The 25,666-nt window shown below is 61.1% G+C and carries 30 protein-coding genes; 17 read left to right on the top strand and 13 right to left on the bottom strand.

From position 1 onward, the window contains the following. Positions 1–170 precede the first annotated feature (170 nt). Positions 171–1,157, top strand: coding sequence for a hypothetical protein (locus tag AC0IYN_RS01880; protein ID WP_471840370.1), 987 nt, complete (start codon positions 171–173; stop codon positions 1,155–1,157). 113 nt (positions 1,158–1,270) lie between these two features. Continuing rightward, positions 1,271–1,744 carry a transcription elongation factor GreB gene (gene greB, locus AC0IYN_RS01875; protein ID WP_192298729.1) on the top strand — a complete coding sequence of 158 codons (474 nt, stop codon included), beginning with the start codon at positions 1,271–1,273 and terminating at the stop codon, positions 1,742–1,744. A 45-nt stretch (positions 1,745–1,789) separates the two neighbouring features. Here the strand turns inward: greB and AC0IYN_RS01870 are convergent, their stop codons facing one another. Further along, on the bottom strand, positions 1,790–4,300 hold the full coding sequence (locus tag AC0IYN_RS01870) for an ABC transporter permease (protein WP_406597379.1): 2,511 nt from the start codon (positions 4,298–4,300) through the stop codon (positions 1,790–1,792). Beyond that, entirely contained in the window at positions 4,300–4,983 is a 684-nt protein-coding gene (locus AC0IYN_RS01865; RefSeq protein WP_005786391.1) for an ABC transporter ATP-binding protein, read from the bottom strand. The genes AC0IYN_RS01870 and AC0IYN_RS01865 overlap by 1 nt, the downstream gene beginning before the upstream one ends. 10 nt (positions 4,984–4,993) lie before the next feature. On the opposite strand from AC0IYN_RS01865, the gene AC0IYN_RS01860 reads away from it, so the two are divergent. The 3 genes from AC0IYN_RS01860 (at position 4,994) to AC0IYN_RS01850 (ending at position 6,993) form a co-directional block, all read left to right on the top strand. Continuing rightward, complete coding sequence (locus AC0IYN_RS01860; protein WP_016975368.1) at positions 4,994–5,599, top strand: arylesterase; 606 nt, start codon at positions 4,994–4,996, stop codon at positions 5,597–5,599. Positions 5,600–5,657: 58 nt separating this feature from the next. Continuing rightward, positions 5,658–5,951, top strand: coding sequence for a hypothetical protein (locus tag AC0IYN_RS01855; protein WP_010211879.1), 294 nt, complete (start codon positions 5,658–5,660; stop codon positions 5,949–5,951). Positions 5,952–6,024: 73 nt separating this feature from the next. Then, positions 6,025–6,993 carry a L,D-transpeptidase family protein gene (locus tag AC0IYN_RS01850; protein WP_406597380.1) on the top strand — a complete coding sequence of 323 codons (969 nt, stop codon included), beginning with the start codon at positions 6,025–6,027 and terminating at the stop codon, positions 6,991–6,993. Positions 6,994–7,115: 122 nt separating this feature from the next. Here AC0IYN_RS01850 and oprI read toward each other — a convergent pair whose 3' ends face one another. Next, the gene (oprI, locus tag AC0IYN_RS01845) at positions 7,116–7,367 is read right to left on the bottom strand and encodes an outer membrane lipoprotei OprI (protein WP_003172710.1); all 252 of its coding nucleotides are present in this window, start codon (positions 7,365–7,367) and stop codon (positions 7,116–7,118) included. A gap of 613 nt (positions 7,368–7,980) precedes the next feature. Here oprI and AC0IYN_RS01840 point away from each other — a divergent pair. Further along, positions 7,981–8,262 carry a GNAT family N-acetyltransferase gene (locus AC0IYN_RS01840; protein ID WP_003189869.1) on the top strand — a complete coding sequence of 94 codons (282 nt, stop codon included), beginning with the start codon at positions 7,981–7,983 and terminating at the stop codon, positions 8,260–8,262. Positions 8,263–8,327: 65 nt separating this feature from the next. Here AC0IYN_RS01840 and AC0IYN_RS01835 read toward each other — a convergent pair whose 3' ends face one another. Together AC0IYN_RS01835 and AC0IYN_RS01830 are read right to left on the bottom strand one after the other, a co-directional pair. Beyond that, the gene (locus AC0IYN_RS01835) at positions 8,328–9,404 is read right to left on the bottom strand and encodes a 3-deoxy-7-phosphoheptulonate synthase (protein ID WP_010211874.1); all 1,077 of its coding nucleotides are present in this window, start codon (positions 9,402–9,404) and stop codon (positions 8,328–8,330) included. A gap of 131 nt (positions 9,405–9,535) precedes the next feature. Then, the gene (locus tag AC0IYN_RS01830; RefSeq protein ID WP_214498132.1) at positions 9,536–9,970 is read right to left on the bottom strand and encodes a PilZ domain-containing protein; all 435 of its coding nucleotides are present in this window, start codon (positions 9,968–9,970) and stop codon (positions 9,536–9,538) included. On the opposite strand from AC0IYN_RS01830, the gene AC0IYN_RS01825 reads away from it, so the two are divergent. From AC0IYN_RS01825 to cysB, 5 genes are all read left to right on the top strand, one after another. Continuing rightward, entirely contained in the window at positions 9,969–10,355 is a 387-nt protein-coding gene (locus tag AC0IYN_RS01825; protein WP_406597381.1) for a YbbN family protein, read from the top strand. The two genes, AC0IYN_RS01830 and AC0IYN_RS01825, sit on opposite strands and share 2 nt — an antisense overlap. Continuing rightward, positions 10,352–11,314 (top strand): putative 2-dehydropantoate 2-reductase, encoded by a 963-nt coding sequence (locus tag AC0IYN_RS01820; RefSeq protein ID WP_214498134.1) that lies wholly within the window; start codon positions 10,352–10,354, stop codon positions 11,312–11,314. The genes AC0IYN_RS01825 and AC0IYN_RS01820 overlap by 4 nt, the downstream gene beginning before the upstream one ends. Before the next feature lie 14 nt (positions 11,315–11,328). Beyond that, a complete protein-coding gene (locus tag AC0IYN_RS01815) occupies positions 11,329–12,234 on the top strand; it encodes a 5'-nucleotidase (protein WP_406597382.1) in 906 nt (301 codons plus the stop codon). 70 nt (positions 12,235–12,304) lie between these two features. Further along, complete coding sequence (locus AC0IYN_RS01810; RefSeq protein WP_078047551.1) at positions 12,305–12,805, top strand: universal stress protein; 501 nt, start codon at positions 12,305–12,307, stop codon at positions 12,803–12,805. A 103-nt stretch (positions 12,806–12,908) separates the two neighbouring features. Then, positions 12,909–13,883, top strand: a complete 975-nt coding sequence (gene cysB / locus AC0IYN_RS01805) for an HTH-type transcriptional regulator CysB (protein ID WP_012722988.1) — start codon at positions 12,909–12,911, stop codon at positions 13,881–13,883. Positions 13,884–14,004: 121 nt separating this feature from the next. Here cysB and AC0IYN_RS01800 read toward each other — a convergent pair whose 3' ends face one another. Then, a complete protein-coding gene (locus tag AC0IYN_RS01800) occupies positions 14,005–14,487 on the bottom strand; it encodes a GreA/GreB family elongation factor (RefSeq protein ID WP_406597383.1) in 483 nt (160 codons plus the stop codon). Between the two features lie 6 nt (positions 14,488–14,493). Then, positions 14,494–14,862, bottom strand: coding sequence for a hypothetical protein (locus AC0IYN_RS01795; RefSeq protein WP_471840367.1), 369 nt, complete (start codon positions 14,860–14,862; stop codon positions 14,494–14,496). Positions 14,863–14,994: 132 nt separating this feature from the next. On the opposite strand from AC0IYN_RS01795, the gene earP reads away from it, so the two are divergent. Beyond that, on the top strand, positions 14,995–16,128 hold the full coding sequence (gene earP, locus AC0IYN_RS01790; RefSeq protein ID WP_406597385.1) for an elongation factor P maturation arginine rhamnosyltransferase EarP: 1,134 nt from the start codon (positions 14,995–14,997) through the stop codon (positions 16,126–16,128). 49 nt (positions 16,129–16,177) lie between these two features. Further along, positions 16,178–16,750 carry an elongation factor P gene (locus AC0IYN_RS01785; protein WP_003172723.1) on the top strand — a complete coding sequence of 191 codons (573 nt, stop codon included), beginning with the start codon at positions 16,178–16,180 and terminating at the stop codon, positions 16,748–16,750. Positions 16,751–16,815: 65 nt separating this feature from the next. Here AC0IYN_RS01785 and AC0IYN_RS01780 read toward each other — a convergent pair whose 3' ends face one another. From AC0IYN_RS01780 to AC0IYN_RS01765, 4 genes are all read right to left on the bottom strand, one after another. Continuing rightward, positions 16,816–17,832 carry an alpha/beta hydrolase gene (locus AC0IYN_RS01780; RefSeq protein ID WP_471840365.1) on the bottom strand — a complete coding sequence of 339 codons (1,017 nt, stop codon included), beginning with the start codon at positions 17,830–17,832 and terminating at the stop codon, positions 16,816–16,818. Positions 17,833–17,860: 28 nt separating this feature from the next. After that, entirely contained in the window at positions 17,861–18,280 is a 420-nt protein-coding gene (locus AC0IYN_RS01775) for an organic hydroperoxide resistance protein (protein WP_010176159.1), read from the bottom strand. 208 nt (positions 18,281–18,488) lie between these two features. Beyond that, positions 18,489–18,941, bottom strand: a complete 453-nt coding sequence (locus tag AC0IYN_RS01770; RefSeq protein ID WP_406597387.1) for a MarR family winged helix-turn-helix transcriptional regulator — start codon at positions 18,939–18,941, stop codon at positions 18,489–18,491. Positions 18,942–19,021: 80 nt separating this feature from the next. Next, positions 19,022–19,972 (bottom strand): LysR family transcriptional regulator, encoded by a 951-nt coding sequence (locus AC0IYN_RS01765; protein ID WP_457267432.1) that lies wholly within the window; start codon positions 19,970–19,972, stop codon positions 19,022–19,024. Positions 19,973–20,080: 108 nt separating this feature from the next. On the opposite strand from AC0IYN_RS01765, the gene AC0IYN_RS01760 reads away from it, so the two are divergent. After that, positions 20,081–20,830, top strand: a complete 750-nt coding sequence (locus AC0IYN_RS01760) for a sulfite exporter TauE/SafE family protein (RefSeq protein WP_457248741.1) — start codon at positions 20,081–20,083, stop codon at positions 20,828–20,830. Here AC0IYN_RS01760 and AC0IYN_RS01755 read toward each other — a convergent pair. Next, a complete protein-coding gene (locus tag AC0IYN_RS01755; protein WP_078047558.1) occupies positions 20,820–21,701 on the bottom strand; it encodes a LysR family transcriptional regulator in 882 nt (293 codons plus the stop codon). The genes AC0IYN_RS01760 and AC0IYN_RS01755 overlap by 11 nt on opposite strands. 70 nt (positions 21,702–21,771) lie before the next feature. Between AC0IYN_RS01755 and AC0IYN_RS01750 the strand changes: the two genes are divergently transcribed. Continuing rightward, complete coding sequence (locus AC0IYN_RS01750) at positions 21,772–21,978, top strand: DUF1127 domain-containing protein (RefSeq protein ID WP_406597389.1); 207 nt, start codon at positions 21,772–21,774, stop codon at positions 21,976–21,978. A gap of 45 nt (positions 21,979–22,023) precedes the next feature. Next, positions 22,024–23,253 carry a winged helix-turn-helix domain-containing protein gene (locus AC0IYN_RS01745; protein ID WP_406597390.1) on the top strand — a complete coding sequence of 410 codons (1,230 nt, stop codon included), beginning with the start codon at positions 22,024–22,026 and terminating at the stop codon, positions 23,251–23,253. 98 nt (positions 23,254–23,351) lie between these two features. On the opposite strand, the gene AC0IYN_RS01740 is transcribed toward AC0IYN_RS01745, so the two are convergent. Further along, positions 23,352–24,698 (bottom strand): class II 3-deoxy-7-phosphoheptulonate synthase, encoded by a 1,347-nt coding sequence (locus AC0IYN_RS01740; protein WP_122759419.1) that lies wholly within the window; start codon positions 24,696–24,698, stop codon positions 23,352–23,354. A gap of 124 nt (positions 24,699–24,822) precedes the next feature. Between AC0IYN_RS01740 and AC0IYN_RS01735 the strand changes: the two genes are divergently transcribed. Then, positions 24,823–25,578, top strand: coding sequence for a spermidine synthase (locus AC0IYN_RS01735; RefSeq protein WP_406599968.1), 756 nt, complete (start codon positions 24,823–24,825; stop codon positions 25,576–25,578). Positions 25,579–25,666: the final 88 nt, after the last annotated feature.

The following is a 25,666-nucleotide window of genomic DNA, read 5'->3' as shown; positions in this document are numbered from 1 at the left end:
CGGGTAATGGTCGTTTTTGGGAACGTCGATCTATATTAATAAGAGAAGTCCTACGTGTGCGGCACGTGGGTCGCTGAAACAATGTGTTGTGTTTTTGAATGTCAAATTCCTGAATGTTTATTGGGTTGTTTATATAAACTTTCTGTCCTGCACAATGAGGCCTGATTGCCATGATGTTGCTACGTACTCTTGTTCTTGAACGCGACGGTCAGGATGCTCCGGTTAACGGCGCATTGCTCTGTGGTTTTGCTGTAGGTCAGGCCGGCTCCAACTTTCTTGTCTACAGCCTGGACGAAGAAGTAGAACCGGGAAGTTCCAGGGTCTATATCGCTGCCCTGCGTAAGAAAGCCGACCGCTACTTTCTCGGAGGGGTTGAGTCCAGGGACGATCTGCAGACGGCCTTACTTGTTTTCAAACAAATACTGACAGTGGCTGCTTCGGGGGTTAAAGCGGGTGGCGCTACCGAAACCCAAGTGTCCTATCATTTTATCGATTTAAAGGGCTGCAAATTGCCGCCTGCGCGGCCTGAGGATCATCATTCGGTAATTATCAAGAAAGCGCTGGTCATGAAAGTGATCACGCTGGGCATGTCTGCGCCGACGCTGCCGGCGATCGAAAGCGCCTCAGTGATCGTGCCGTCCATTCGTTTCTCGTCGCAAATGGTCTCCCCTCCGAAAGGGTCAGGCCCAGCCGAGCTGCCTCGGTTACCTGCACAGGAAGATCCCGTTGAAGAGCCCCGACAGGCACCCGTCGCACCGCCGGTCATCGCGGTTCAGGCCATGCCCGCTATCTCGACTGAGCCGAATACGCCGGCGCAGTTGAAACCCCCGGCATCCACTGACCACAGTACATTGTTCGAAGTCGACAGCACGTTGACCAACCTTGCACGCGTCGCCCAGGAGCTGACCCAGCAAAAACTGGCTGCAACCGAGCAGGAGACAGCGCTTGAGCAATGGCAGGCACGACTGCAACAGGAACAAACCCAACTGGATGAAAAAGCTCGAGCGCTGGAGCAACGCACCGCTCAATTGCATGATCAGTCGCTTGCGGTCAGCCAGAGAAGCGAAGCCCTCAACGCGATGATGTCGAAGATGTCGAGCTTGCGGCAGAACCTGCGAAGCATGCTGATTGAGTTGGATCAGGCGCTGGACAGCTAGACTGGCCTGGCTACTTTCTCGGGTTCATTTATGATCAACGCCAGCCAGTCGAGGCTCGGGTGTGAAACCCGGGCGTTTCGGCAATTATGGATATTGCCTGGGGATGCGAGCGTTTGAGTACCAAGCTGATTACCAAAGAAGGTCATGAAGCGCTGAAGAAGGAGCTGGATTACCTGTGGCGTGAAAAACGCCCGGACACCACGCGCAAAGTGACCTGGGCCGCCTCGCTGGGAGATCGCAGCGAAAACGCCGATTACCAGTACAACAAGAAACTGCTGCGTGAGATCGACCGTCGCGTGCGTTACCTGCGCAAGCGCCTGGAAGACATGCGGGTGGTGGAGTACATGCCCGAGCAGGAGGGCAAGGTGTTCTTCGGCGCCTGGGTGGACATCGAGAACGAGCAGGGCGAAACCAAGCGTTTTCGCATCGTCGGTTATGACGAGATTTATGACCGGATGGACTACATCTCCATCGATTCCCCCATGGCCCGTGCATTGTTGCGCAAGGAAGTGGACGACGAAGCCCTGGTGCAGACCCCAAGTGGCGAAGTGTGCTGGTGGATCACCGGGATCGAATATGTGAAGTGAGCGAAATGGGCCCGCATTCTGTGAGGAATGCGGGCCCATCGCGTTTTAACCTTCGCGCAATACCGTCAGGGGGCTGGCATTCAGTGCGCGGCGGGTGCCAAACACACCGGCACCGCCGATCAGCACGGCACCGATCACCGGCAGCAGCAACAGCCATGGGTGAGGGTGCCAGGCCAGGTCGAACGCGTAACGGTACAGCACGAAGGTCACAAGCTCCGTGCCCAGCGCCGCGAGCAGGCCACTGACCGCACCCAGCAAGCCGAACTCGATACGCCTGGCCTTGACCAGCAGCTTGCGTTCGGCACCCAGTGCACGCAGCAGTGCCCCTTGGCGAATGCGTTCATCCAGGGTGGCTTGCAGGCCGGAGAACAGTACCGCCATTCCTGCCGCCAGCACGAACAGCAGCACATACTCCACCGCCAGGGTCACCTGGGCGAGGATGCTGCGCAACTGCTCCAACAGCGCCTCGACCTGCAGGATGGTCACCGCCGGGAACGCCCGGGACAAGTCGACGATCTGCTGGTCATGCCCAGGTGCCAGGTAGAAGCTGGTCAGGTAGGTGGCCGGCAGGTCCTTCAAGGTGCCCGGCTGGAAAATCATGAAGAAGTTGGGCTGGAAGTTATCCCAGTTAATGGTCCGCAGGCTGGTCACCCGCGCTTCACGGTTTTCACCGCCCACCGTGAACACCAGGTGGTCGTTGAGCTTGAGCTTGAGGCTTTCCGCCACCTTGGCTTCGACAGAGACGCCAGGGATTTCATCGGTGGGTTGCTGCGACCACCACGAGCCCGCAGTCAGGGCGTTGCCCGGCGGCAGGTCGGCGGCCCAGGTCAGGCTCAGGTCGCGTTGCACCGCGCGATCACCGCTGGAATCCTTGCTGACAATTTCCTGTACGGGTTCACCGTTGATACTGATCAAGCGCCCCGGCACTACCGGATACAGCGGTGCGGATTGCGCTTGCAGTTCCAGCAGGCGGGCGCCAAAGGCATCCTTGTCGGCTGGCAGGATATTCAAGGCGAAATAGTTGGGCGCATCCTTGGGCAACTGGTTTTGCCAAGTGTCGAGCAACTCACCCCGCAGCAGGGCGATCAAGCCCATGGACAGCAGGATCAAGCCAAACGCCAGGGATTGACCGGCCGCTGCCAGCGGGTGACGCAACAGTTGGCCCAGGCCCAGACGCCAGGGCAGGGACGCGCGAGCCAGCAGGCGACGCAGGCTTTGCAACAACAGCAGGAGCAAGCCGCCGAGTACCAGCGCAGCGACCACGCCGCCGCCGAGCAGGGCGAAGGTCAGCACCAGGTCGAGGCTCAGGCGCCACATGATCAGGCCTAGTGCGAACAACGCTGCGCCATAGACCATCCAGGTGCTGGAAGGGATTGGCAGCAGGTCGCGGCGCAGCACCCGCAGCGGTGGCACGCGCCCCAGTGCGGCGAGCGGCGGCAGGGCGAAGCCGGCAAGGGCGACCAGCCCGGTGCCGATCCCGGCAATTGCCGGTAGCAGCCCGCCGGGTGGAACATCCGCCGGCAGCAGGTCGTGGAGGAAATAGAACAGGCCAAACTGTGCCAGCCAGCCAAGCACGGCGCCGGTCAGGCTCGCCAGCAGCCCCAGGACGCTCAGTTGCAGGCTGAACAACAACATGGCTTCACGCCGTGACAAGCCCAGGCAACGCAGCAATGCGCTGGCATCGAAACGTCGGGTGGCGAAGCGGTTGGCCGACAGCGCCACGGCCACACCGGCCAGCAGTACCGCGACCAGGCTGGCCATGTTCAGGTATCGCTCGGCCTTACCCAGGGCGCCGCCGATCTGCTGGTTGCCGTCCCGTGAGTCCTGCAACCGCTGGTTGGCGGCGAGCCCCGGTTTGACCAGGTCGCGATAGGTCTGCAACACGGTGCTGCCCTGCGGCCCGCGCCATAACTCGCGGTAACTGACGCGGCTGCCGGGCTGCACCACACCGGTGGCGTCCAGGTCTGCCAGGTTGATCATCACCCTGGGCGTGAGGCTGTAGAAATTACCCGCGCGATCCGGCTCGTAGGTCAGCACGCGGGCCAGGCGCAGCGTTTTCATGCCTACATCGATGCTGTCGCCGACTTTCAGGTCCAGCGCGGTCAGCAGTCGGGCTTCCACCCAGGCTTCACCGGGTTTCGGGCCGCCACCGGGGGTTTCATCGCCAAAAGGCGCGGCAGCGCTTTTCAGTTCACCGCGCAGGGGGTACTGCTCGTTGACTGCCTTGATGCTGGACAGCTGGATGCCGTTGTCGGTGGCAATGACGCTGGAAAATTCCACCACCCGGGCGTGATCCAGGCCCAGCTCGGTGCCCGACTGGATTTGCTCGGGGCGAGCCGGCGAGCTGCCCTCGAGTACCAGGTCGGCGCCGAGGAACTCGGTCGCGCGCAACAGCATCGCACCGTTGAGGCGCGCACCGAAGTAGCCGATGGCAGTACTGGCGGCCACAGCCACCAACAGGGCGAAGAACAGTACGCGCAATTCGCCGGCGCGGGCATCGCGCAGCAATTGGCGCATGGCAAGGCTGAACAGGCGCAACAGCGGCAAACGTGCCATCAAGGCTCCAGGGGCGCGACCATCAGGCCGGCTTCAAGGCGGATCAGGCGTCGGCAACGGTGGGCCAGGCGCTCGTCGTGGGTGACCAGCACCAGGGTCGTGCCGCTTTCTTTGTTGAGTTCGAACAGCAGGTCGCTGATGCGCTCGCCGGTGTGGCTGTCGAGGTTGCCGGTGGGTTCATCGGCAAACAGCACGTCCGGTTCTGCGGCAAAGGCGCGGGCAATCGCCACTCGCTGCTGTTCGCCACCGGAGAGTTGGCGTGGCGAGTGAGTCAGGCGTTGGCCCAGGCCTACGCGTTCCAGCAGGTGCCGGGCGCGCTCACGGGCGTCTTTGCGACCGTCCAGCTCCAGCGGCAGCATGACGTTTTCCAGCGCGTTGAGGCTGTCGAGCAGTTGGAACGACTGGAACACGAAGCCCACATGCTCGGCACGGATGCGCGCGCGCTGGTCTTCGTCGAGGGTGCTGAGGGCTTGCCCGGCGAGGGTGACTTCGCCGCTGCTGGGCAGGTCGAGGCCGGCCAGCAGGCCCAGGAGGGTGGATTTGCCGGAACCGGAGCTGCCGACGATAGCCAGGCTATCGCCCTTGTTCAGTTCCAGGCTCAGTTCGTGCAGGATAGTCAGTTCACCTTCCGCGCTGGGAACCACTTTGCTAAGGTTCCGCGCGGTGAGAATGCTTGCGCCCATGGAGAATCCGATGCGAATGTGGTTTTTGAGTGCTGGCCTGGCCTTGATGTGCATGGCCCAGAACGCAGCGGCGGGTACAGTCCTGATCGTTGGCGATAGTATCAGTGCCGGTTTCGGCCTGGATACCAGCAAAGGGTGGGTTGCCCTGCTGCAGCAACGGCTCAAGCAGGAAGGTTTCGACGATAAAGTGGTCAATGCCTCCATCAGTGGCGACACCAGTGCCGGAGGCTTGGCGCGGCTGCCGGCGGCGCTTGCAGAGCATAAGCCGGACGTGGTGGTGATCGAGCTAGGCGGTAACGATGGCCTGCGCGGGCAGCCGCCTGCGCAATTGCAACAAAATCTTGCGTCGATGATTGACCAGTCCAAGGCCGGCGGGGCCAAGGTGTTGTTGTTGGGGATGCAGTTGCCACCCAATTATGGCCCGCGATACACCACTGCATTTGCCGAAGTCTATGGTGTGCTGGCCAAGGAAAAAAACGTCCCGCTGGTGCCGTTTTTCCTCGATGGCGTGGGTGGTCATCCGGAGCTGATGCAGGCCGATCAACTTCACCCGGCGGTCGGCGCCCAGGGCAAGTTGCTGGAAAATGTCTGGCCGACGCTAAAACCGCTGCTATGACGCTTTTCTACCGGCAGGCTTTCGGCTAAGGTGGCGCCCCCCCGATTTGGAGCCCCCGATGTCGCGTCCTGCCTGGTCCCTGTTTAACTACCAACTGATCGAGCCGGACGAGCAGCTGGATCTGTTCGCCTGCCAGGAAGTGCGGGTGCATCTGGTGGCGCGTCAACTGGAACTGGGCGGCTCCATCGATCGCACGTTGTGCGGCACCCTATTGCCGGCGCAACCACGTTGGTCGCGGGTCGATCGTTCGATCTTCCAGGACCAGCGCCTGTGCCCGCTGTGCCGGGCCATCCTGGAGTCGCAGAAGCGTGGTACGCCGCCGATCTGGCCGGAGCTGCGTTTCGAGCTGTAGGGGGCAGCTAGAAGCGCGCTTCACGTATACAATCGATGTTTACCTACCCGTCGTTCTGCGAAGGATTTACCGGATGTTGTCGCGCCTTTCCGTCGTCACCTGCTGCCTGTCTATCGCTGCACTCTGTGCGGCCGGTTCTGCGTCAGCCCTGCAGTTGCCCTTGCCACCACCGGGTGAAGACATCGTCGGCCAGGTCCAGGTGATCAAGGCCAAGTACGAAGACACCTTTGCCGACCTGGGCACCACCTATGACCTGGGGTACTCGGAGATGGTTGCGGCCAACCCAGGCGTGGATGCCTGGTTGCCGGGCGCGGGTACGGAGATCGTGCTGCCGACGCGTTTCATCCTGCCACCCGGTCCTCGGGAAGGCATTGTGATCAACCTGGCGGAATACCGGCTCTATTACTTCCCCAAGGGCCAGAACGTGGTCTACACCTTCCCGCTGGGGATCGGTCGTGAGGGCTGGGGGTCGCCGATCGCCCACACCAGCATCATTGCCAAGACACCCAACCCGACCTGGACACCGCCAGCCTCGATCAAGGCAGAGCACGCGGCCAATGGTGACCCTCTGCCCAACGTGGTGCCAGCCGGCCCGGACAACCCATTGGGCCCGTTCAAGTTCACCCTGGGTACGCCGGGTTACCTGATCCACGGTTCCAACATGAAATTTGGTATCGGCACGCGTACAAGCCACGGCTGCTTCCGCATGTTCAACAACAACGTGCTGGAAATGGCGGGCATGGTGCCGGTGGGGACGTCGGTGCGCATCATCAACGACGCCTACAAGTTCGGTCGCAGTGGCGGCAAGGTCTACCTTGAAGCGCATACGCCGTTGAATGATGACGGGACTCCGTCGGTGGTCGACAAACACACCGCCGTCATCAACGCTTTGCTCAAGCGTGAAGACTTGGCCAACCAATTGCGCGTGAACTGGGACCAGGTGCGTGACGTGGTTGCGGCGGAAGACGGCTTGCCGACGGAAATCGGCGTGCCTGGCGCAGCCTCGGTGGCCGCCAGTGCGCCGATCGATCTGCAGCAGTAACGCTGTTTGATCAACAGCCCGCTACGGCGGGCTTTTTATTGCCCGCGATTTGGGCACAAACCCCAGGCAATAAAAAAGCCGACCCATAAATGGATCGGCTTGATAACAACCCCGAGGGATTATTACTTGCGGCTAGCTTTTTCAAGCATACGCAGAGCGCGCTCGTTAGCTTCGTCAGCAGTCTGTTGTGCTTTTTGAGCAGCAGCCAGAGCTTCATCAGCTTTACGGTAGGCTTCGTCTGCACGAGCCTGGGAGCGAGCTGCTGCGTCTTCAGTTGCAGTCAGACGTGCTTCGGTTTCTTTGGAGACGCTGCTGCAACCGGTAGCCAGAACTGCGGCCAGAGCCAGTGCAGAGAATTTCAGAACGTTGTTCATCGTGTTCCCCTTCAAGGACTTTCTATTAGATGGCTAGTTCGCCCAGAGTGAGCTAATAGCCGGCGTACATACTACCCATTACTTGTAGTAAGTAAACTGACGTAACGCAAGAAGCAAAAAAAATTCTCGCGTCGAATCTATTTTGGCTAATCTTTTGGAGGTTTGTATAAAAACCGTCCAATTTTTTTCATACAGGCGAAAATTGGATCCAGGCTGAAAGGGCCGGCCCGCATGTGTTAAGCCTTGTAAACAGATGAAAATTTATATATCCACGCTGACACTTTCGTTCAGCCTGGCTTTGCGTTGCCCAGCATCTTTTACGCATGTAGAGGTGACTTTAAGAGCGCCTGTTCGTCTTAAGGTTCAACTGCCGGCAATGTTCAGGCTTTCGATCATCGGTTGATCGGAGCCCTTTCTATATCCACCAGCGGCAGGGGATGACGAGTGCGCCTTGAGCAATTGCAGGATTGGTGCCTACTATTCCCTATGTGCTGGTTGTGAGCGCTCAGGGTTTTCTCGTTGTCGAAACCGGCACGGGGTGGCGTAGATGTTCCTTCGCCGGAAAAACATCGGTAAGGTAGGGGTCAGAAACCAAGACCCGCGAGGAGTAGTGATGAGCGAGGCGTTGTCCATCCACCATGACCAGGCTGGTCATCAGTTCGAGACCAATGTGGACGGTCATCGTGCCTATCTGACCTATATGGATCTCGGCAAACAGACCCTGGATATCTATCGGACCTTTGTGCCCAACGCACTGCGGGGCCGTGGTATCGCGGCGGCATTGACCGAGGAAGCCTTGAAGTTCGCCGAAGAGGCAGGCTACACGGTGATCCCGTCCTGCTCCTACGTCGAACGCTACATGGAGCGCCACCAGCGCCATGCCGCGAAGCTGTAAACCGTAAACAGCAGCATGAAAAACGCCGGGCTTGCCCGGCGTTTTTGTGTGCGCTCGATACAGACTCAGGTGCGTTTGCGCTTAGGCAATACGTCCTTGAGCTTGGCGTGCATGCTGCGCAGGGTGTTTTCGGTGGCGGACCAGTCGATGCAGGCATCGGTGATCGACACGCCGTACTGCAAGTCGGCCAGGTCTTTTGGAATCGCCTGGCAACCCCAGTTCAGGTGGCTCTCGACCATCAGGCCGATGATCGACTGGTTGCCTTCCAGGATCTGGTTGGCGACGTTTTCCATCACCAGCGGCTGCAGGGCCGGGTCCTTGTTGGAGTTGGCGTGGCTGCAGTCGACCATGATGTTCGGCTTGATCTTGGCCTTGTTCAGCGCCTGCTCGCACAGGGCAACGCTGACCGAATCATAATTGGGCTTGCCATTGCCGCCGCGCAACACCACGTGGCCGTAGGCGTTGCCCTTGGTGGTGACGATGGACACGCCACCTTCCTGGTTGATACCCAGGAAACGGTGCGGGCTGGACACCGACTGCAGCGCGTTGATCGCCACGGTCAGGCCGCCATCGGTGCCGTTCTTGAAGCCCACGGCCGAAGACAGGCCGGACGCCATTTCGCGGTGGGTCTGGGATTCGGTGGTGCGTGCGCCGATGGCCGACCAGCTGATCAGGTCCTGCAGGTACTGCGGGGAGATCGGGTCCAGGGCTTCGGTGGCGGTGGGCAGGCCCATCTCCGCCAGGTCCAGCAACAACTGACGACCAATGTGCAGGCCGTCCTGGATCTTGAACGAGTCGTCCAGGTACGGGTCGTTGATCAAGCCTTTCCAGCCGACGGTGGTGCGCGGTTTTTCGAAATAGACGCGCATCACCAGGTAGAGGGTGTCGGACACTTCCGCCGCCAGCACTTTCAGGCGCTCGGCGTACTCGTGGGCAGCCTTGAGGTCGTGGATCGAGCAAGGCCCGATGACGACAAACAGGCGGTGGTCGGTGCCGTCGAGAATGTCACGGATGACTTCGCGGCCCTTGGTGACGGTCTGCAGGGCAGCGTCGCTCAGAGGGATTTCGCGCTTGAGCTGATCGGGCGTGATCAGGGTCTCGTTGGATTCGACGTTTAGGTCATTGATCGGTAAATCAGCCATCGTGTTACTCGTCAGGGTCACGGGTGCCGGCCGCCAGCCATCCCCGTGCGGCGGAGCACAGCATGATTTGAATGCAGGGGGGAGGAACCTTAGCGCGTAACACGGGCCCGCGACAATGGGCAAAGCCCGCTTTAATCCAGCGCTGGCGCCACAAAGGCCTCATGGGAGAACTCGTTGGCATGGCGCGATACCCACTCACGTGCCAGGGCTTCGAGTTGCTGGGGTGTCGGTTCGGCATCTTCGTGCTGGCGGCAGTAGCGCTCTATCCGGCATGCTTGCTCACCCATGCGTGCACCGAACAAGGCATGTTCGTCGGTGAACGAGATACCGACGCGGTAGCCGGTTTCCACCTTGCGGCACCACGCCACGTAGCCAGGATAACGCGCGCTGGCACCCAGGGAAGGAATGTGCAGATCAACCGCCGTGCCTTCGCGCCAGGCACGTGGCCAATGGCAGGCGATGCCGCCCAGGCCGCTGATGTGCAGGCGTTGGCGGGGGATAGCAGGAGAGGGGCGTTGGATTAACTCGACAGCGACATCATCAGGGTGAGGTAAAAAACGACCCATGTACACGGACTCCGAGCACCGTCCAATTGACGGCGGTGGCAGCAGTATAGTGAAGGAACTGGAATTGACCGACCTGGATATTGACCAGCAATTGCTGGGATTGCCAGGTATTTCGCTCGTTGTGTTTACGAGCCGTGGGTGTTCCAGTTGCCGGTGGGCGCGCCAGCAGTTCCCGGGTTGGCCGTTGCCAGTGGACCGGGTGTGTTGGGTGGACGCCGGGCATAACGGTGGGGCGGTCGAACGCTACCAGATCTTTCATTTGCCGGCGCTGTTCGTGGTGTGCGAGGGTCAATTCCATGGGCAAATACAGACACGTCTTACGCGTGACGACATTTCCGATGCAGTAAAACAGGCACTCACCCGTCCACCTGAGGATTTGCCATGACAGCAGTTACACCCCAGTCGCCACGGATCGGCATTATCGGCACCGGTGCCATCGGTGGTTTCTACGGCTTGATGCTGGCGCGCGCCGGTTTCGATGTGCACTTCCTGTTGCGCAGTGAATACGCGGCCGTCAGCGAGCACGGCCTGCACTTGAACAGCACGGTGCATGGCCCGTTGCACCTGCACCCGGTGCAGGCTTACGCCCGTGCTGCCGATATGCCGCCGTGCGACTGGCTCCTAGTGGGCACCAAGTCGACCGGCAACGTCGAACTGGCCCCGACCCTCGCCCAGGTGGCGGCGCCGGGTGCCAAGGTGGTGTTGCTGCAAAATGGCCTCGATGTCGAAGACAGCCTGCGTGAACACCTGCCAGCGTCGCTGCACCTGCTCGGTGGCCTGTGCTACATCGGCGTGCACCGTTCGGCCCCCGGCGTTATCGAGCATCAGGCGTTGGGCCGGGTCAACCTGGGTTATCACAGTGGCACGGCGGCCAATGACGAAGCCCTTCAAAAGGCCATTGTCGAAGCCGGTGCCGCGCTGTTTCACCAGGCCGGTATCGAGTCCCAGGCCATGGCCAACGTGCATCAGGCCCGTTGGCACAAACTGGTGTGGAACGTGCCCTACAATGGTCTCTCGGTATTATTGGGCACTGGCACCACGGCCATGATGGCGGACGAGTCCAGCCGCGAACTGATCCAGGCGCTGATGGCCGAAGTGGTGCAGGGCGCCCACGCTTGTGGTCATGACATCCCCCAAAGCTACGCCGAGCAGATGTTCACCATGACCGAAACCATGGATGACTACCTGCCGAGCATGTACCACGACCATGTGCACAAACGCCCGCTGGAGCTTGCGGCGATCTATGCCCGGCCACTGGCCGCTGCCAAGGCTGCCGGCTGCGAGCTGCCTCGAATGCAGGCGCTGTACCAGGCCTTGAGTTTTATTGATCGGCGTAACCGCTGAGTAGGGGAGGCACCATGGCAAAAGGCTTGGGCGACAAACTGGTGCTGGCGATCTCGTCGCGGGCACTCTTCGACTTGAGTGAAAGCCACAAGGTCTACCTGGCCGAAGGGGTCGAGACCTACCGCCAGTACCAGATCGAACACGAGGAGGAAATCCTCGAGCCCGGTGACGCCTTCCCGCTGGTCAAGAAGCTGCTCAGCCTCAATGCCAGCCTCGGCCGCGCCCGGGTCGAAGTGGTGCTGGTGTCGCGCAACAGTGCCGACACCGGCCTGCGCGTGTTCAATTCAATCCAGCATTACGGCCTGGATATCTCCCGCGCCGCTTTCGTAGGCGGGCGTAGTCCTTATCCTTATTTGGCGGCCTTTGGCTGCCATCTGTTTCTGTCGACCCACGCCGAGGATGTGCGCAGTGCCCTCGATGCGGGGTTTGCGGCGGCGACGATTCTGTCGGGCGGCCCGAACCGCGCCTCCAGCGAAGAGCTGCGCATTGCCTTCGACGGCGACGCGGTGTTGTTTTCCGATGAGTCGGAGCGTGTGTACCAGGCTGGTGGCCTGGCAGCGTTCCAGGCCAATGAGCGGGAGGCGGCGCGCCAGCCGTTGCACGGCGGTCCTTTCAAGGGTTTTCTGGCGGCACTCAACTTGTTGCAGCGCGAGTTTCCCGATGAGGCCTGCCCGATCCGCACCGCCTTGGTCACTGCCCGTTCGGCGCCGTCACACGAGCGGGTGATTCGCACATTGCGTGAATGGGATATCCGCCTGGACGAGTCGTTGTTCCTGGGCGGCCTGGAGAAATCCGCGTTCCTGGAGGCGTTTGCCGCCGATGTGTTTTTTGATGACCAGGCCGGGCATTGCGAGAAAGCCATGGAGTTTGTCGCCACCGGGCACGTGCCCCATGGCATCAGTAACGAGGTGAAGAGCTAAGTCAATCCAAGACGCCCGGGCGCTGCTAAGCTGATTTCATCTCCGCCATCCTGGCCGTCCAGGAGGTTTTATGATTCGTTCGATGCTGTACGCCACGGACCTCGGTCTGTATGCGCCTTATGTGATGCAGCATGCGCTGGCGCTGGCGCGGACGTTCAAGGCGGACCTGTATGTGATTCACGTGGTCGAGCCCATCGGGCTGTTCGCCGAATCGGTGTTACAGAGCTACCTTGATGAGAAGGCCCTGAGTGAATGGCAAAGCCAGGGGGTGACCACGGTGATGGCGACGATCGAACAGCGGGTGCTGGACAGTTTTCGCGAGGAGTTGGGGGACGGGGAGCAAGACCTGAAGTTGATTCGCTCGGTACGGGTGATACAGGGGGATCCGTGTGAGGTGATACTCGACCAATTGCGCAAACTTTCTGTAGACCTATTGATCGTAGGAAGTCATAGCCATGCAACTGCGGCGGCCACCCCGTTGGGGCGCACGGCTGCACGGGTGCTGCAGTTGTCTACGGTGCCGGTTTACCTGGTGCCTTCGTTGCAACGTCGACGCAGTGATGACGTGTGATGGGTAAAAACGATAAAAAGTTCTAGATTTATCCATCGAACCTTTAATATAGTTATATACCGTCGCTGATACCCGTGGCGTCTATCTGCTTTGAGGGACACATATGAAGCTTCAACAACTGCGCTACATCTGGGAAGTGGCGCACCACGACCTCAACGTTTCCGCTACCGCTCAAAGCCTCTACACCTCGCAACCCGGTATCAGCAAGCAGATCCGCCTGCTCGAAGACGAGCTAGGCGTAGAAGTGTTCGCGCGCAGTGGCAAGCACCTCACCCGCGTCACCCCGGCCGGTGAGCGCATCATCACCACCGCCGGCGAAATCCTGCGCAAGGTCGAAAGCATCAAGCAGATCGCCCAGGAATTCTCCAACGAGAAGAAGGGCACCCTGTCCATCGCCACCACCCACACCCAGGCGCGTTATGCGTTGCCGCCGGTGATCCGCGACTTCATCAAGCAGTACCCCGACGTTGCCCTTCACATGCACCAGGGTTCGCCGATGCAGATCGCCGAGATGGCCGCTGACGGCACTGTCGATTTCGCCATCGCCACCGAGGCCCTGGAGCTGTTCGGTGACCTGGTCATGATGCCGTGCTACCGCTGGAACCGTTGCGTGGTTGTGCCGCAAGGTCACCCATTGGCCAAGCTGCCGAAGCTGACCCTGGAAGCCCTGGCTGAATACCCGATCGTGACCTACGTGTTCGGTTTCACCGGCCGTTCCAAACTTGACGAAGCCTTCAGCCATCGCGGCCTGACGCCAAAAGTGGTGTTCACCGCAGCCGATGCCGACGTGATCAAGACTTACGTGCGCCTGGGCCTGGGCGTGGGTATCGTCGCCAAGATGGCGGTCGACACTGCCCTCGACAAAGACTTGGTGGTGCTCGATGCCAGCGAACTCTTTGAGTCCAGCGTGACCAAGATCGGCTTCCGTCGTGGCACGTTCCTGCGTGGCTTCATGTGCGATTTCATCGAGAAATTTGCGCCGCACCTGACCCGCGAAGTCATGGCCAAAGCGATCCAGTGCCACAACAAGCAAGAGCTGGAAGAGCTGTTCGACGGCGTTGAACTGCCCGTCCATTAAGTGAATGAATGCGATCCACTGTAGGAGCGAGCTTGCTCGCGAAAATCGTCAACGATAACGCAGGGGGCCAGGATTCACACGGCGTGCTTGCGTTCTTCGCGAGCAAGCTCGCTCCTACAGGTTATTTGGCGTCGGTCACCGTGAAGTGTTGCCGGGCGCCTGCCACCAGAATCTCCACCTCATCGCCTTCGAACTTGCCCAGCAGGCTTTTGCCCAACGGCGAGCGCGGGGTGATGACGGTCACCGGTTGCCCGACCACGTCCACTTTCAAGCCCGCCGCATCCGGCGCCAAGAACAGCCATTGCTGGCGTCCGTTCTCATCCTCCAGGCCCAATAGCGCGCCGATCTCTATGCCCCGCTGATCGTCGTAGGCGCGCAGTGTCAGGTTCTGGCACAGCGCGAGCGCCTGCTTGATCTCCTCGACACGCTTGGCTTGCCCGGCCGCCAGGTAGGACGCTTCCAGCCCTAGGGTGTCGTACTTGTTCTCGGCGATGTTTTCTTCGTGGGTCGCGGTTTCGTAGGCGGTCTGCGCGGCCCGTTGGGCGATGTCGAGATCGACGCTGAGCTTTTCCAGGATCAACAGGTGGACGGCGTGTTTATTCATTGGTCATCAATCGCAGAATTGCAGGACATTGGCCCGGGTCTTTTCGTTGGGGGCGTTCTGGTCCTGTTGCAGCCAGAACTGGCATTTGGGGTTGGACAGGTTGCGCGCATTGTTGCGAGCCTGGTCCAGGCTCTGTTGCTGTTCCTGCTTCTGCAGGTTCTGCTGGTATTGCTCGAACAGGCGATTAGGCGGTTCAGGCGCCACAACCGCAGGCTTGCCCAATTGCTGCACCGCCTGGGCCACCGGCGCCAGGCTCTGCGGGAACAGATAGCGCGACGCCAGCCAGGTGGTCAGCACAATAGCGATAAACCCCAGCCACACGCCAAACGCGATAGCGGCACTGAGCTTGAACCGCGACAACGGACGATCAGACATGATGGCCTCCTGGCAGGCATTGACGGCGTGGCGGCGATTGTCGCACAGCCGCTGCGCAGAATAATCGCGAACAAGCCTTCTGCATCCGTGCATTTATGCGGACAATCGAACCTTTGAGTGTTGGAGCCCGGAATGAAAGCCCGCTGGGATATTTTTTGCAGCGTCGTCGACAACTACGGCGACATCGGCGTGACCTGGCGCCTGGCCCGGCAATTGGTGGCGGAGCATGCCTGTGATGTGCGCTTGTGGGTCGATGACCTGCGCGCCTTCGAACGCATGTGCCCGGACATTGATGTGCACCACGACCTGCAATGGCAGGAAGGCGTCGAAGTGCGGCATTGGCCGTCAGAGTGGGGACAGGCGTCTGCGGCGGATGTGGTGATTGCCGCGTTCGCCTGCCAGTTGCCGCCGGACTACATGGAAGCCATGGCTGCACGTGAACGCACGCCATTGTGGATGAACCTGGATTACCTCAGTGCCGAAGAGTGGGTGGTGGGTTGCCACAGGTTGCCGTCGGTGAAGTTCAAGGGCGTGCAGAAGTACTTCTTCTTCCCAGGGTTCCGAGCCGGCACCGGTGGCCTGCTGCGCGAAGCGGGGTTGCTGGAGCAGCGTCGGGCGTTTCAGCACGATGCCAGTGCGCAGCAAAGCTTCCTGCATGCCTTGGGCGTGTCTCCTACAATGGGGGCGCGGCTGATCTCACTGTTTGCCTATGAAAATGCCGGGCTGGCCAGTTGGCTCGAGGTGTTATCGACGGATGGACGTGCCACTCATCTGTTGGTGCCCGAGGGGCGCATCCTTGGCGATGTGCAGCGCTGGCTCGGCGTGGATCGGTTGGCGGCGGGGGATATCCACGAGCGCGGATCGCTGACCGTGCAGGTCATCGCATTCGTGCGCCAGGAGCAATATGACCGCCTGTTGTGGTGCTGCGACTTCAATGCCGTGCGCGGCGAAGACTCCTTCGTGCGCGCCCAGTGGGCCGGCCGGCCGCTGCTGTGGCACATCTATCGGCAGGACGAGGACATCCATCTCGACAAGCTTGATGCCTTCCTTGAGCTGTACACCGCCGACTTGTCACCGCCGGCAAGGGCGGCCTTGATCGGGCTCTGGCAAGCGTGGAACACCGAGGCCGATATGGCTCAAGCGTGGAAAATGTTGCTGGAACACTGGCCGGAGGTGAGCCAGCGCGCCGAAACATGGTGTCTGGAACAGGGCTTGCAGGCCGATCTTGCGACGGCGCTGGTGCAGTTTTATGAAAGTTGGATATGATACGCCACCTTGAATTTTGTAAATCCCATCCAAATTTCGGATATATGCAATGAAAACTGGTAAAGAACTGAAACCCGGTACAGTGATCCGTCTCGAAAACGACCCTTGGCTGGTTCAGAAAGCTGAGTTCACCAAGTCTGGTCGTAACAGCGCAATCATGAAGACCAAGCTGAAGAACCTGCTGACCGGTTACAAGACCGAGATCGTCTACAGCGCCGACGACAAACTGGACGACGTGATCCTCGACCGCAAAGAAGCGACCCTGTCCTTCATCAGCGGCGACACCTACACGTTCATGGACACCACCGACTACACCATGTACGAGCTGAACGCTGAAGATATCGAAGCCGTTCTGCCGTTCATCGAAGAAGGCATGGAAGACGTCTGCGAAGCTATTTTCTTCGAAGAGCGCCTGGTTTCCGTAGAGCTGCCGACCACCATCGTGCGTAAAGTGGCCTACACCGAAGGTTCCGCTCGTGGCGACACGTCGGGCAAGGTGATGAAACCTGCCAAGCTGAGCAACGGTACCGAACTGCAAGTGGCCGATTTCATCGAAATCGACGACCTGATCGAGATCGACACCCGCGAAGGTGGTTCGTACAAAGGTCGCGCCAAGAAGTAATTCTGGCCCTGCCGATACGAAAAAAAGCCCGACCTTGAGTCGGGCTTTTTTGTGGGCGTTACGTTTTACTTCAGGTGTTGCTTCAGCTCATCCGAGGCCTGGAGCAAGGCTGAGCGCACGGCTGGCACCTGGCTGACCACGTTGAGCAAACCATAGTCGTGGATCATGCCGTTGTAGCGCACGGCGGTCACCGGCACTCCGGCGGCATCCAGCTGGCGGGCATAGGCCTCGCCTTCATCACGCAGCACGTCGGCACCAGCAGTCTGGATCAGCGCGGGCGGCAAGCCCTTGAGCTGGTCTGTCGTTGCCCGCAGCGGCGAGGCGTAGATCTGCGCGCGCTGGTTGGCGTCGGTGGTGTAGTTGTCCCAGAACCACTTCATCATGTTCTTGGTGAGGAAGTGCCCTTCGGCGTACTGGTTATAGGACCCGGTGTCGAAGTTGGCATCGGTCACCGGCCACAACAGCAGCTGGAACTTGATCGCCGGCGTGCCCTTGTCCTTGGCCATCAGGCTGACCACCGCCGCCATGTTGCCGCCGACACTGTTGCCGGCTACCGCCAGGCGCTTGCCATCAACGTTGATCTCTTGACCGTGCTCGGCCACCCATTTGGTTGCGCCGTAGGCCTGGTTGATGGCCACCGGGTAGTGCGCTTCCGGCGAAGGTGTGTAGTTGACGAATACCGCCACCGCCCCCGAACCGACGACCAGATCCCGCACCAGGCGTTCATGGGTCGGGTAATCCCCGAGCACCCAGCCGCCGCCGTGGAAGAACATGAACACAGGCAAGGTGCCCTTGACCCCGGCCGGACGCACGATGGTCAGGTCGAGCGGCTTGCCATCGACCTGGATGGTCTTCTGGCTCACGTCCGCCTTGGGCAGCGTCAGCTTCACACTGGCCTGGGCGCCGGTCAGTACGGCACGGGCATCCTTGGGCGTCAGCTGTTCCATCGGTTTGCCGGTGCCTGCGTTCAACACATCCAGGAACGCCTGGGTGTTGTGCTCGACTTCACCGGTCGCCGCAAAGGCGTTGGTGATGGACAGGGCGAGCAGGGTGCCAGTGAGCGCTTTACCAATTGTGTTCATTTCGTTCTCCAGGGGCGGCCGAGGTCATTTAGACGGTCACGTGCAGGCGTACATCGACGTTGCCACGGGTGGCGTTGGAGTACGGGCAGACTTGGTGAGCAGCGTCGACCAGGCTTTGCGCGTCGTCCTGGGCCAGGCCCGGCAGGCTGATGTGCAGGTCGATATCCAGGCCGAAACCACCGGGGATCTGGCCGATGCCGACGTGGGCAGTGATCGAGGCGTCATCCGGGATTTTGCGCTTGGTCTGGCTGGCGACAAATTTCAGGGCGCCGATAAAGCAGGCCGAGTAGCCGGCAGCAAACAGTTGTTCAGGGTTGGTGGCCTGGCCACCGGCACCGCCCAATTCTTTAGGGGTGGAGAGTTTGACGTCGAGGATGTTGTCGCTGGAAACAGCACGACCATCACGGCCGCCGGTGGCGGTAGCTACTGCGGTATAGAGCGTTTGCATGGTGTTTTCCTCTTGGTTTTTAGCGCTAAATGTTTGCGCGCTAAGTAGTTGGTGAGGTGAATGTATAGCTCTAATGTTTAGCGCGCAAGATAAATTTTAAAATTTTTTCAACGTGAGGCGGTGATCTGTAGGAGCCGGCTTGCCGGCGATTGTGTTGTATCAGGTGTACCGCAATCGCCGGCAAGCCGGCTCCTACAAGGGAAGGGGACTAAACGCTGGCCTGCAGGTTGGCGCGCAACGCGATCAGGTCGCTTTGCAGCTTGCGCAGTTGGTCCAGTTCCAGGCCGCTGGCGCCGAGGATGCACTGCGGAATACCCATGGCTTTGTCCTGCAGGGCACGGCCGGCGGCCGTCAATTCAACGACCACCACCCGTTCATCCTCGCGGCTACGGGTACGGCTGAGCAGGCCTTCGGCTTCCAGGCGCTTGAGCAGGGGGGTGAGCGAGCCCGGATCGGTCAGCAAGCGGCTGCTGATTTCGCCGACGGTCAAACCATCCTCTTCCCACAGCACCATCATGGCCAGGTACTGCGGATAGGTCAGGCCGAGGGCTTGCAACAGCGGCTTGTAGACCTTGGTCATCAGCAGCGAGGTCGAGTGCAGGGCGAAGCACAGCTGGTTGTCCAGCATCAGTGATTCGCAGGGATCAGGGTTCTTGCTCATGGCGGTACCTCGAAAAAGCGTGTCTGGGCTGGAATCTAGCGGGCAAATCTTTAATGCGCCAGATAATTCTGTCCGAGCGCTCAGGCCAAGCCGCTTTGCAGGGCCAGGTCCCACGGCGGCACGGGGCTGAACCGGGTTTTCAGGTATTCCAGCAACAAGCGGCTGCGCGCATTGGGCTGCTGTTCCAGGCGCAGTGCATAGATCCCGGTGGTTTCCGGGCTGGGCAGGCCGTTTTCGCAAAACAACGGCAGCAGTTCACCGCGCACCAGGTACTCACTGGCAAGCCACGTGGGCAAGTGCGCGATGCCCAGCCCCGCCAAGGCACCCGACAGCAAGGCTTCGGCATTGTTGGCGCTCATGCGGATGCGTCGCGGCCGATAGGTAGCGCGGCGCCCATCCAGCTCGAAGCGCCAGGCGAACATCGGCGCCAGGCCGTCCCAGTCCAGCCCGTCGTGCTCGCTCAGCTCCTGAGGATGGGTGGGCGTGCCCCGGCTTTTCAGATACCCCGGGCTGGCGCAGGCGATGCGCACGATGCTCGCCAAGGGCGTGGCGATCAAGCGCGTGTCGACGATATGCCCGGCGCGCAGCACCAGGTCCACCTTGCCCAGGTGCGCGCCCTGCATGTCTACAAAGCTGTCGATCAAATGCAGGTGCACATCCAGGCCGGGGTACACGTTGAGGAAGTCCGCTATCACCGGCGCCAGGTGCCGTCGACCAAAGGCCGCGGGCGCGTCCACCCGAATCAGGCCCTCCGGCGCGTGGCTGAGGGATACCGCCTCGGCCCGTGCCAGTTGTAACTCGCTGACAATCCGTCGCGCCCGTTCGGCAAACGCCAAACCTGCCGGGGTCGGCACCACCGCGTGGGTGCTGCGCTGGAACAGGCGGCTGCCCACTGAGTTTTCCAGGCTGTCGATGCGCCGAGCCACCGCAGAGGGCGTCAGCGGATGGCGGCGGGCAGCGGCAGAAAAGCTGCCGGTTTCCAAGACATCGAGAAACAGGCCCAGTTGATCAGTCAGGGTATTGGGGTTCATCAAACGCTGCTTATGCAAGATTGGCACAGCCATTGTGCGTTGCTGTGCGTTTCCGCGCCAGAGCCGACTGCGTAGCATGCAAGGCCTGGGATTGCGGAGTAACAAGCGGTGTGGGATTTAGCGATGTACCTGGTGTTGGGCGCGGCCCTCGGCACGGTGGGCGGCCTGTTTGGCATTGGCGGCGGGCTGATTGCAATCCCGGTGCTGGGCGTGTTGTTCGGCTTGGACCAGCAACTGGCCCAAGGCACGGCGCTGGTGATGGTGGTGCCCAATGTGATGCTGGCGCTGTGGCGCTATCACCAACGCAACCGCATTGAACTGCGGCATGCGCTGCCGTTGGGCGTCATGGGGTTCACCTTTGCCTGGCTCGGTTCGATCTGGGCGGTGGGCCTGGACGCGGGGGCGATGCGTATCGGCTTTATCGCTTTTTTGCTGACGCTTTCAGCCTACAACCTGCTGCGCATGTTCACCCGCAACGCGCCGCCGACCGCCCAGATGCGTTATTCCTGGCCGTGGCTCGGGGTGCTCGGTGCCGCCTCCGGTTCCATGGGGGGGCTGTTTGGCGTCGGCGGCGCGGTGGTCGCAACGCCAGTGCTGACCAGCCTGTTCGGCACCACCCAAGTGGTTGCCCAAGGCTTGTCCCTGGCCTTGGCATTGCCCAGCACGGGCGTGACATTGGTGACCTACGCCTGGCACCAGGAGGTGGACTGGATGATCGGCGTGCCGCTGGCTGTCGGCGGTTTGCTCAGTATCAGTTGGGGCGTGAAGGTCGCCCACGCGCTGCCGGAGCGCGTGCTGCGCGGCCTGTTCTGCGGCTTCCTAGTGGTGTGCGCGGTGATGCTGACCTTTAAAGTCTGAAGCCTTCGAGGATGTATTCCGCGAGGCATTCGGTGATGGGCGAGGTCATCGCGGGGTTGCGCAGCAAGCGCAGATTCATCGACGGCAGCGGGGGGAATCCTTCTTCGCTACCCAGGACGCGCAGGTCTTCGGTGACCAGGCTTTCCATGCTGACCATCACCGCCAGGCCGGAACTCACCACGGCCTGGATCGCCGCCACGTTGGAGCTGTGGTAAGCCAGCCGGTAGTCGCGCCCGGCAGCGTCCAGGGCTGCGCGGGTCCACTGGGTGCAAAAGCTGTCGACGCCGGAAATCGCCAACGGCAATGCATCGTGCTCGTCCACACAGAAGCACGGCGCCGCCACCCAGACCATGCGCTCGGTGCGCAGCAATTCGCCGATCTCGTTACCGGGCTCACGGCTGATCACGGTCAGCGCCAGGTCGCGGCGCTGCATCAATACGTTCGACGCCTCGCAGTGCATCTCGATCTGGATCAGCGGATACGCCTTGGAAAACCGTTTGAGAATCCCCGGCAGGAAACGCATCACGTAGTCGTCCGGCGTGCCGATGCGCACCAACCCGACCATGTGCGGTTCACGCAGGGTGTTGAACACTTCGCTGTGCAGTTTCAGGATGCGCCGCGCGTACCCCAGCAGCACCTGGCCTTCGGGCGTCAGCCGTACCTGGCGACCATCACGCTCGAACAGCTTGCGCTGCAACACGTCTTCTTCCAGGCGTTTCATCTGCATGCTCACCGCCGACTGGGTGCGGTTGACCAGCTCGCCAGCTCGGGTGAAACCGCCCTGGTCGGCGATGGCGACGAAGGTGCGCAGCACTTCAGTGTCGATACTCGGGTAGCCGGACAATTGATCAATCTCCGAGATGTATTGCATAAGAAACATTCGTTGGATTGATCTTAAGCCCAGGCACACACTCGCGTCATCCCCACTGGAGGGCGAGAAGATGAAAGGTCAAAGAGGTTTTGTGTTGATGGCGAAACGTCCGTTTGCCGGGCTGTTTCACAAGATTGCCCGTTGGCAGGCGCTGCATGAGGAGCGCCAGATGCTGGCGACCTTGAGTGATGATGCGCTCAAGGACATCGGGCTCAACCGTGGCGATGTGGAGCAGGAGCGCCAGCTGCATTTCTGGCAGGACCCGCTGCGAAAATGACCCAGGATGCAGTAGGGTAGTCGGCGAGCATCCACGGAGAACCCCATGCCCGCCGACCCGTCATTTTCACTCAAGCAAGCTCGACGCATGGCACTGGCGGCCCAGGGTTTTTCCGGGCGCCAGGCGCCTGCCCTGATCAAGGCTGCGCACCTTAATCGCATGATCGAACGCCTGGGCGTGTTGCAGATCGATTCGGTCAATGCCGTGGTGCGCTCCCATTACCTGCCGCTGTTTTCCCGCCTGGGCAACTACTCCCCGCTGATACTTGAACAAGCCGCCTGGAGCCAGGGGCGGCGGCGTTCGCTCTTCGAATATTGGGGGCATGAGGCGTCGCTGTTGCCAATGGCGTTGTACCCGTTGATGCGCTGGCGCATGGAGCGGGCCAAGCAGGGCCAGGGCATTTATTCGCAGATGGCGCGCTTTGGGCGTGAGCAACAGGCGACGATCCAGCGCGTACTGCAGACGGTCGAGCAACAAGGCGCGTTGGGTGCCGGCAGCTTGTCGACCCGGGAGGAACGCGCCGGCCCTTGGTGGGACTGGAGCGACGAGAAACACGCGCTGGAATGGCTGTTTGCCGCCGGCCTCGTCACGGTTGCAGGGCGGCGTGGGTTTGAGCGGCTCTATGATTTGCCGGAGCGGGTCATCCCCGGCGATATCCTGCAAGCCTCTGTCACAGAGGCCGAGGCCCAGCGCGGCCTGCTGCTGCACAGCGCGACGGCCTTGGGCGTGGCGACCGAGAAAGACCTGCGCGACTACTTCCGCCTCGATCCGGCCGACAGCCGCCACCGTCTCGCTGAACTGGTGGAGGACGGTCAACTGTTGACGTGCCAGGTGCAGGGCTGGAAACACCCAGCCTACTGCCTGCCCGATGCAAAGGTACCGCGAAAAGTGCCGGCCAGCGCCTTGCTGTCGCCGTTCGATTCGTTGGTGTGGGAGCGTGCGCGTACCGAGCGTTTGTTTGACTTCCGTTACCGCCTGGAGATCTACACGCCACAAGACAAACGGGTGTACGGCTACTACGTGCTGCCGTTTCTGCACAACGAACGGATTGCCGCGCGCGTTGACCTGCGCGCCGAGCGCGCCAACGGGCGCCTGGCCGTGCATGCGGTGCATGAGGAAGAGCCAGGGCTGGATGAGGAGGGGATGCAGGCGCTGGCGCAGAACCTGTTACAGATGGCCGACTGGCTGGGGCTGGAACAGGTACAGCTCAATTGCCAAAGGCCGAGTGCCGACCGGTTGCGGGTGGCGATGATCACTCGGGGCAGTGCTCTCTAGGACGCCATCGCGGGCAAGCCCGGCTCCCACAGGGGGACGCGGGCACCGGTGGGAGCCGGGCTTGCCCGCGATGGCGTCAGAGCAGGCGACTTAACGTCTTAGCGTTTGACTTGTTTCAACGTCTCGGCAATCAGGAACGCCAATTCCAGCGACTGATCGGCATTCATCCGTGGGTCGCAGTGGGTGTGGTAGCGGTCCGACAAGCCATCCTCGGTGATCGGCCGCGCGCCGCCGATGCATTCGGTGACGTTCTGCCCGGTCATCTCGATATGAATCCCGCCGGCATAGCTGCCCTCGGCCTGGTGCACCTGGAAGAACTCCTTCACCTCACCCAGGATCTGCGCAAAGTCGCGGGTCTTGTAGCCGCTGCTGGCCTTGATGGTGTTGCCGTGCATCGGGTCGGAGCTCCACAGCACCTGCTTGCCCTCGCGCTGCACCGCGCGAATCAGGTTGGGCAGGTGGTCGCCGACCTTGCCGGCGCCCATGCGCGCGATCAGATTGAGGCGGCCAGGGTCGTTGTCCGGGTTGAGGATGTCGATCAGGCGGATCAGGTCATCCGGGTTCATGCTCGGGCCGACCTTGACCCCGATCGGGTTGTTCACCCCGCGCAGGAACTCGACGTGGGCACCGTCCAACTGGCGGGTGCGGTCGCCGATCCACAGCATGTGCGCCGAGCAATCGTAGTAGTCGTTGGTCAGGCTGTCACGGCGCACAAAGGCTTGCTCGTAGTTGAGCAGCAGTGCTTCGTGGGCGGTAAAGAAGCTGGTTTCGCGCAGTTGCGGCGAGCTGTCCATGCCGCAGGCGCGCATGAAAGCCAGGGTTTCGTCGATGCGGTCGGCCAGTTGGCTGTACTTTTCGGCCAGTGCGGAGTTGGCGATGAAGTCCAGGTTCCACTTGTGTACCTGGTGCAGGTCGGCAAACCCGCCCTGGGCGAAGGCACGCAACAGGTTGAGGGTGGCGGTGGACTGGTGGTAGGACTGCAGCAGGCGGTCGGGGTCCGGCACGCGGCTTTTTTCGTCGAAGCCGATGCCATTGACGATATCGCCACGGTAGGCGGGCAGGGTGATGCCGTCGATGGTTTCATCGTTGGCCGACCGCGGCTTGGCAAATTGGCCGGCCATGCGCCCGACTTTGACCACCGGGCAGCCGGCGGCGAAGGTCATCACGATCGCCATCTGCAGCAGCACCTTGAAGGTGTCGCGGATCTTCGCGGCGGAGAACTCCGCGAAGCTCTCGGCGCAATCGCCGCCTTGCAGCAGGAACGCGCGCCCCTGGGTCACCTCGGCAAACTGGCGGCGCAACTCGCGGGCTTCACCGGCAAACACCAGTGGCGGGTAGCTGGCCAGGTTCTGCTCCACTTGCAACAAGTGCGCAGCGTCCGGGTACTGGGGTTGTTGCTGGATCGGCAGGGCGCGCCAGCTGTCGGGGCTCCAGGGTTGGCTCATCATGAACTCGATTGGCTGATTGACGGTCGGGCGCCAATGTTATCAGCAATTAGTGCGTGACCTGTTGCCGCCGGTTGGCCGACAATCGCGCCTTTGCCGTGCGGTAAACCCCCTAGGAGTAGTGATGACCGAGGAGCGTGTCGAGCGCCTGCTGGCCGAAGTCCATGATGATTTCGGCATGATCCGTGTGCTCGAAGTGGCCGATTACCGTTTTCTCGAGTTTGGCGACGCCATCGAGCAAAGCTGCGTGTTCACCGCTGACCCCAGCTGGCTGGAGTACGACTACACCCGTGCGATGCTGATTGGCGCGTTGTGCCATGCGCAACCGGAGAGCGCGCTGTTCCTCGGCCTGGGCGCCGGCACGCTGACCCAGGCGTGTCTGAAGTTCCTGCCGCTGGAAGATGTGGAAGCCATCGAACTGCGCCCCGATGTGCCGCGCCTGGCCATCGAATACCTGGGGCTCGACGACGATCCGCGGCTGTACATCCGCATCGGTGACGCCCTGCAATTGCTCGACAGCGCCGAGCCGGCCGACCTGATTTTCGTCGACCTCTACACCGACGTCGGCCCAGGCGTCGGCCACCTGGCGTGGACCTTCCTGGAAAACTGCCAGAAAAAGCTCAACCCCGGCGGCTGGCTGGTGATCAACCAGTGGGCCACCGACGATGGCAAGCCCCTGGGGGCGGCGTTGTTGCGTGGGTTGTACCACCGGCATTACTGGGAGTTGCCGGTGAAGGAGGGCAATGTGATTTTGCTGGTGCCGTCCGAGCTGGACCAGGAACTGGAGGTGGATGCGCTCTCGGCCCGTGCCGAAGCGTTGGCGCCGAGGTTGGGGTACTCGTTGCAGCCGTTGATCAAGGCGATTCGGCCCGCAACCTAATTGCTTGTTTGGACGCCTTCGCGGGCGAGCCCGCTCCCACCGGGGAATGCACTTCAAACTGTGGGAGCGGGCTTGCCCGCGAAGAGGC

It is taken from the genome of Pseudomonas sp. AC112, from assembly GCF_979253545.1.
Note: the sequence above shows the minus strand (reverse complement) of the source record. Positions and strands in the feature narration are given on the sequence as shown.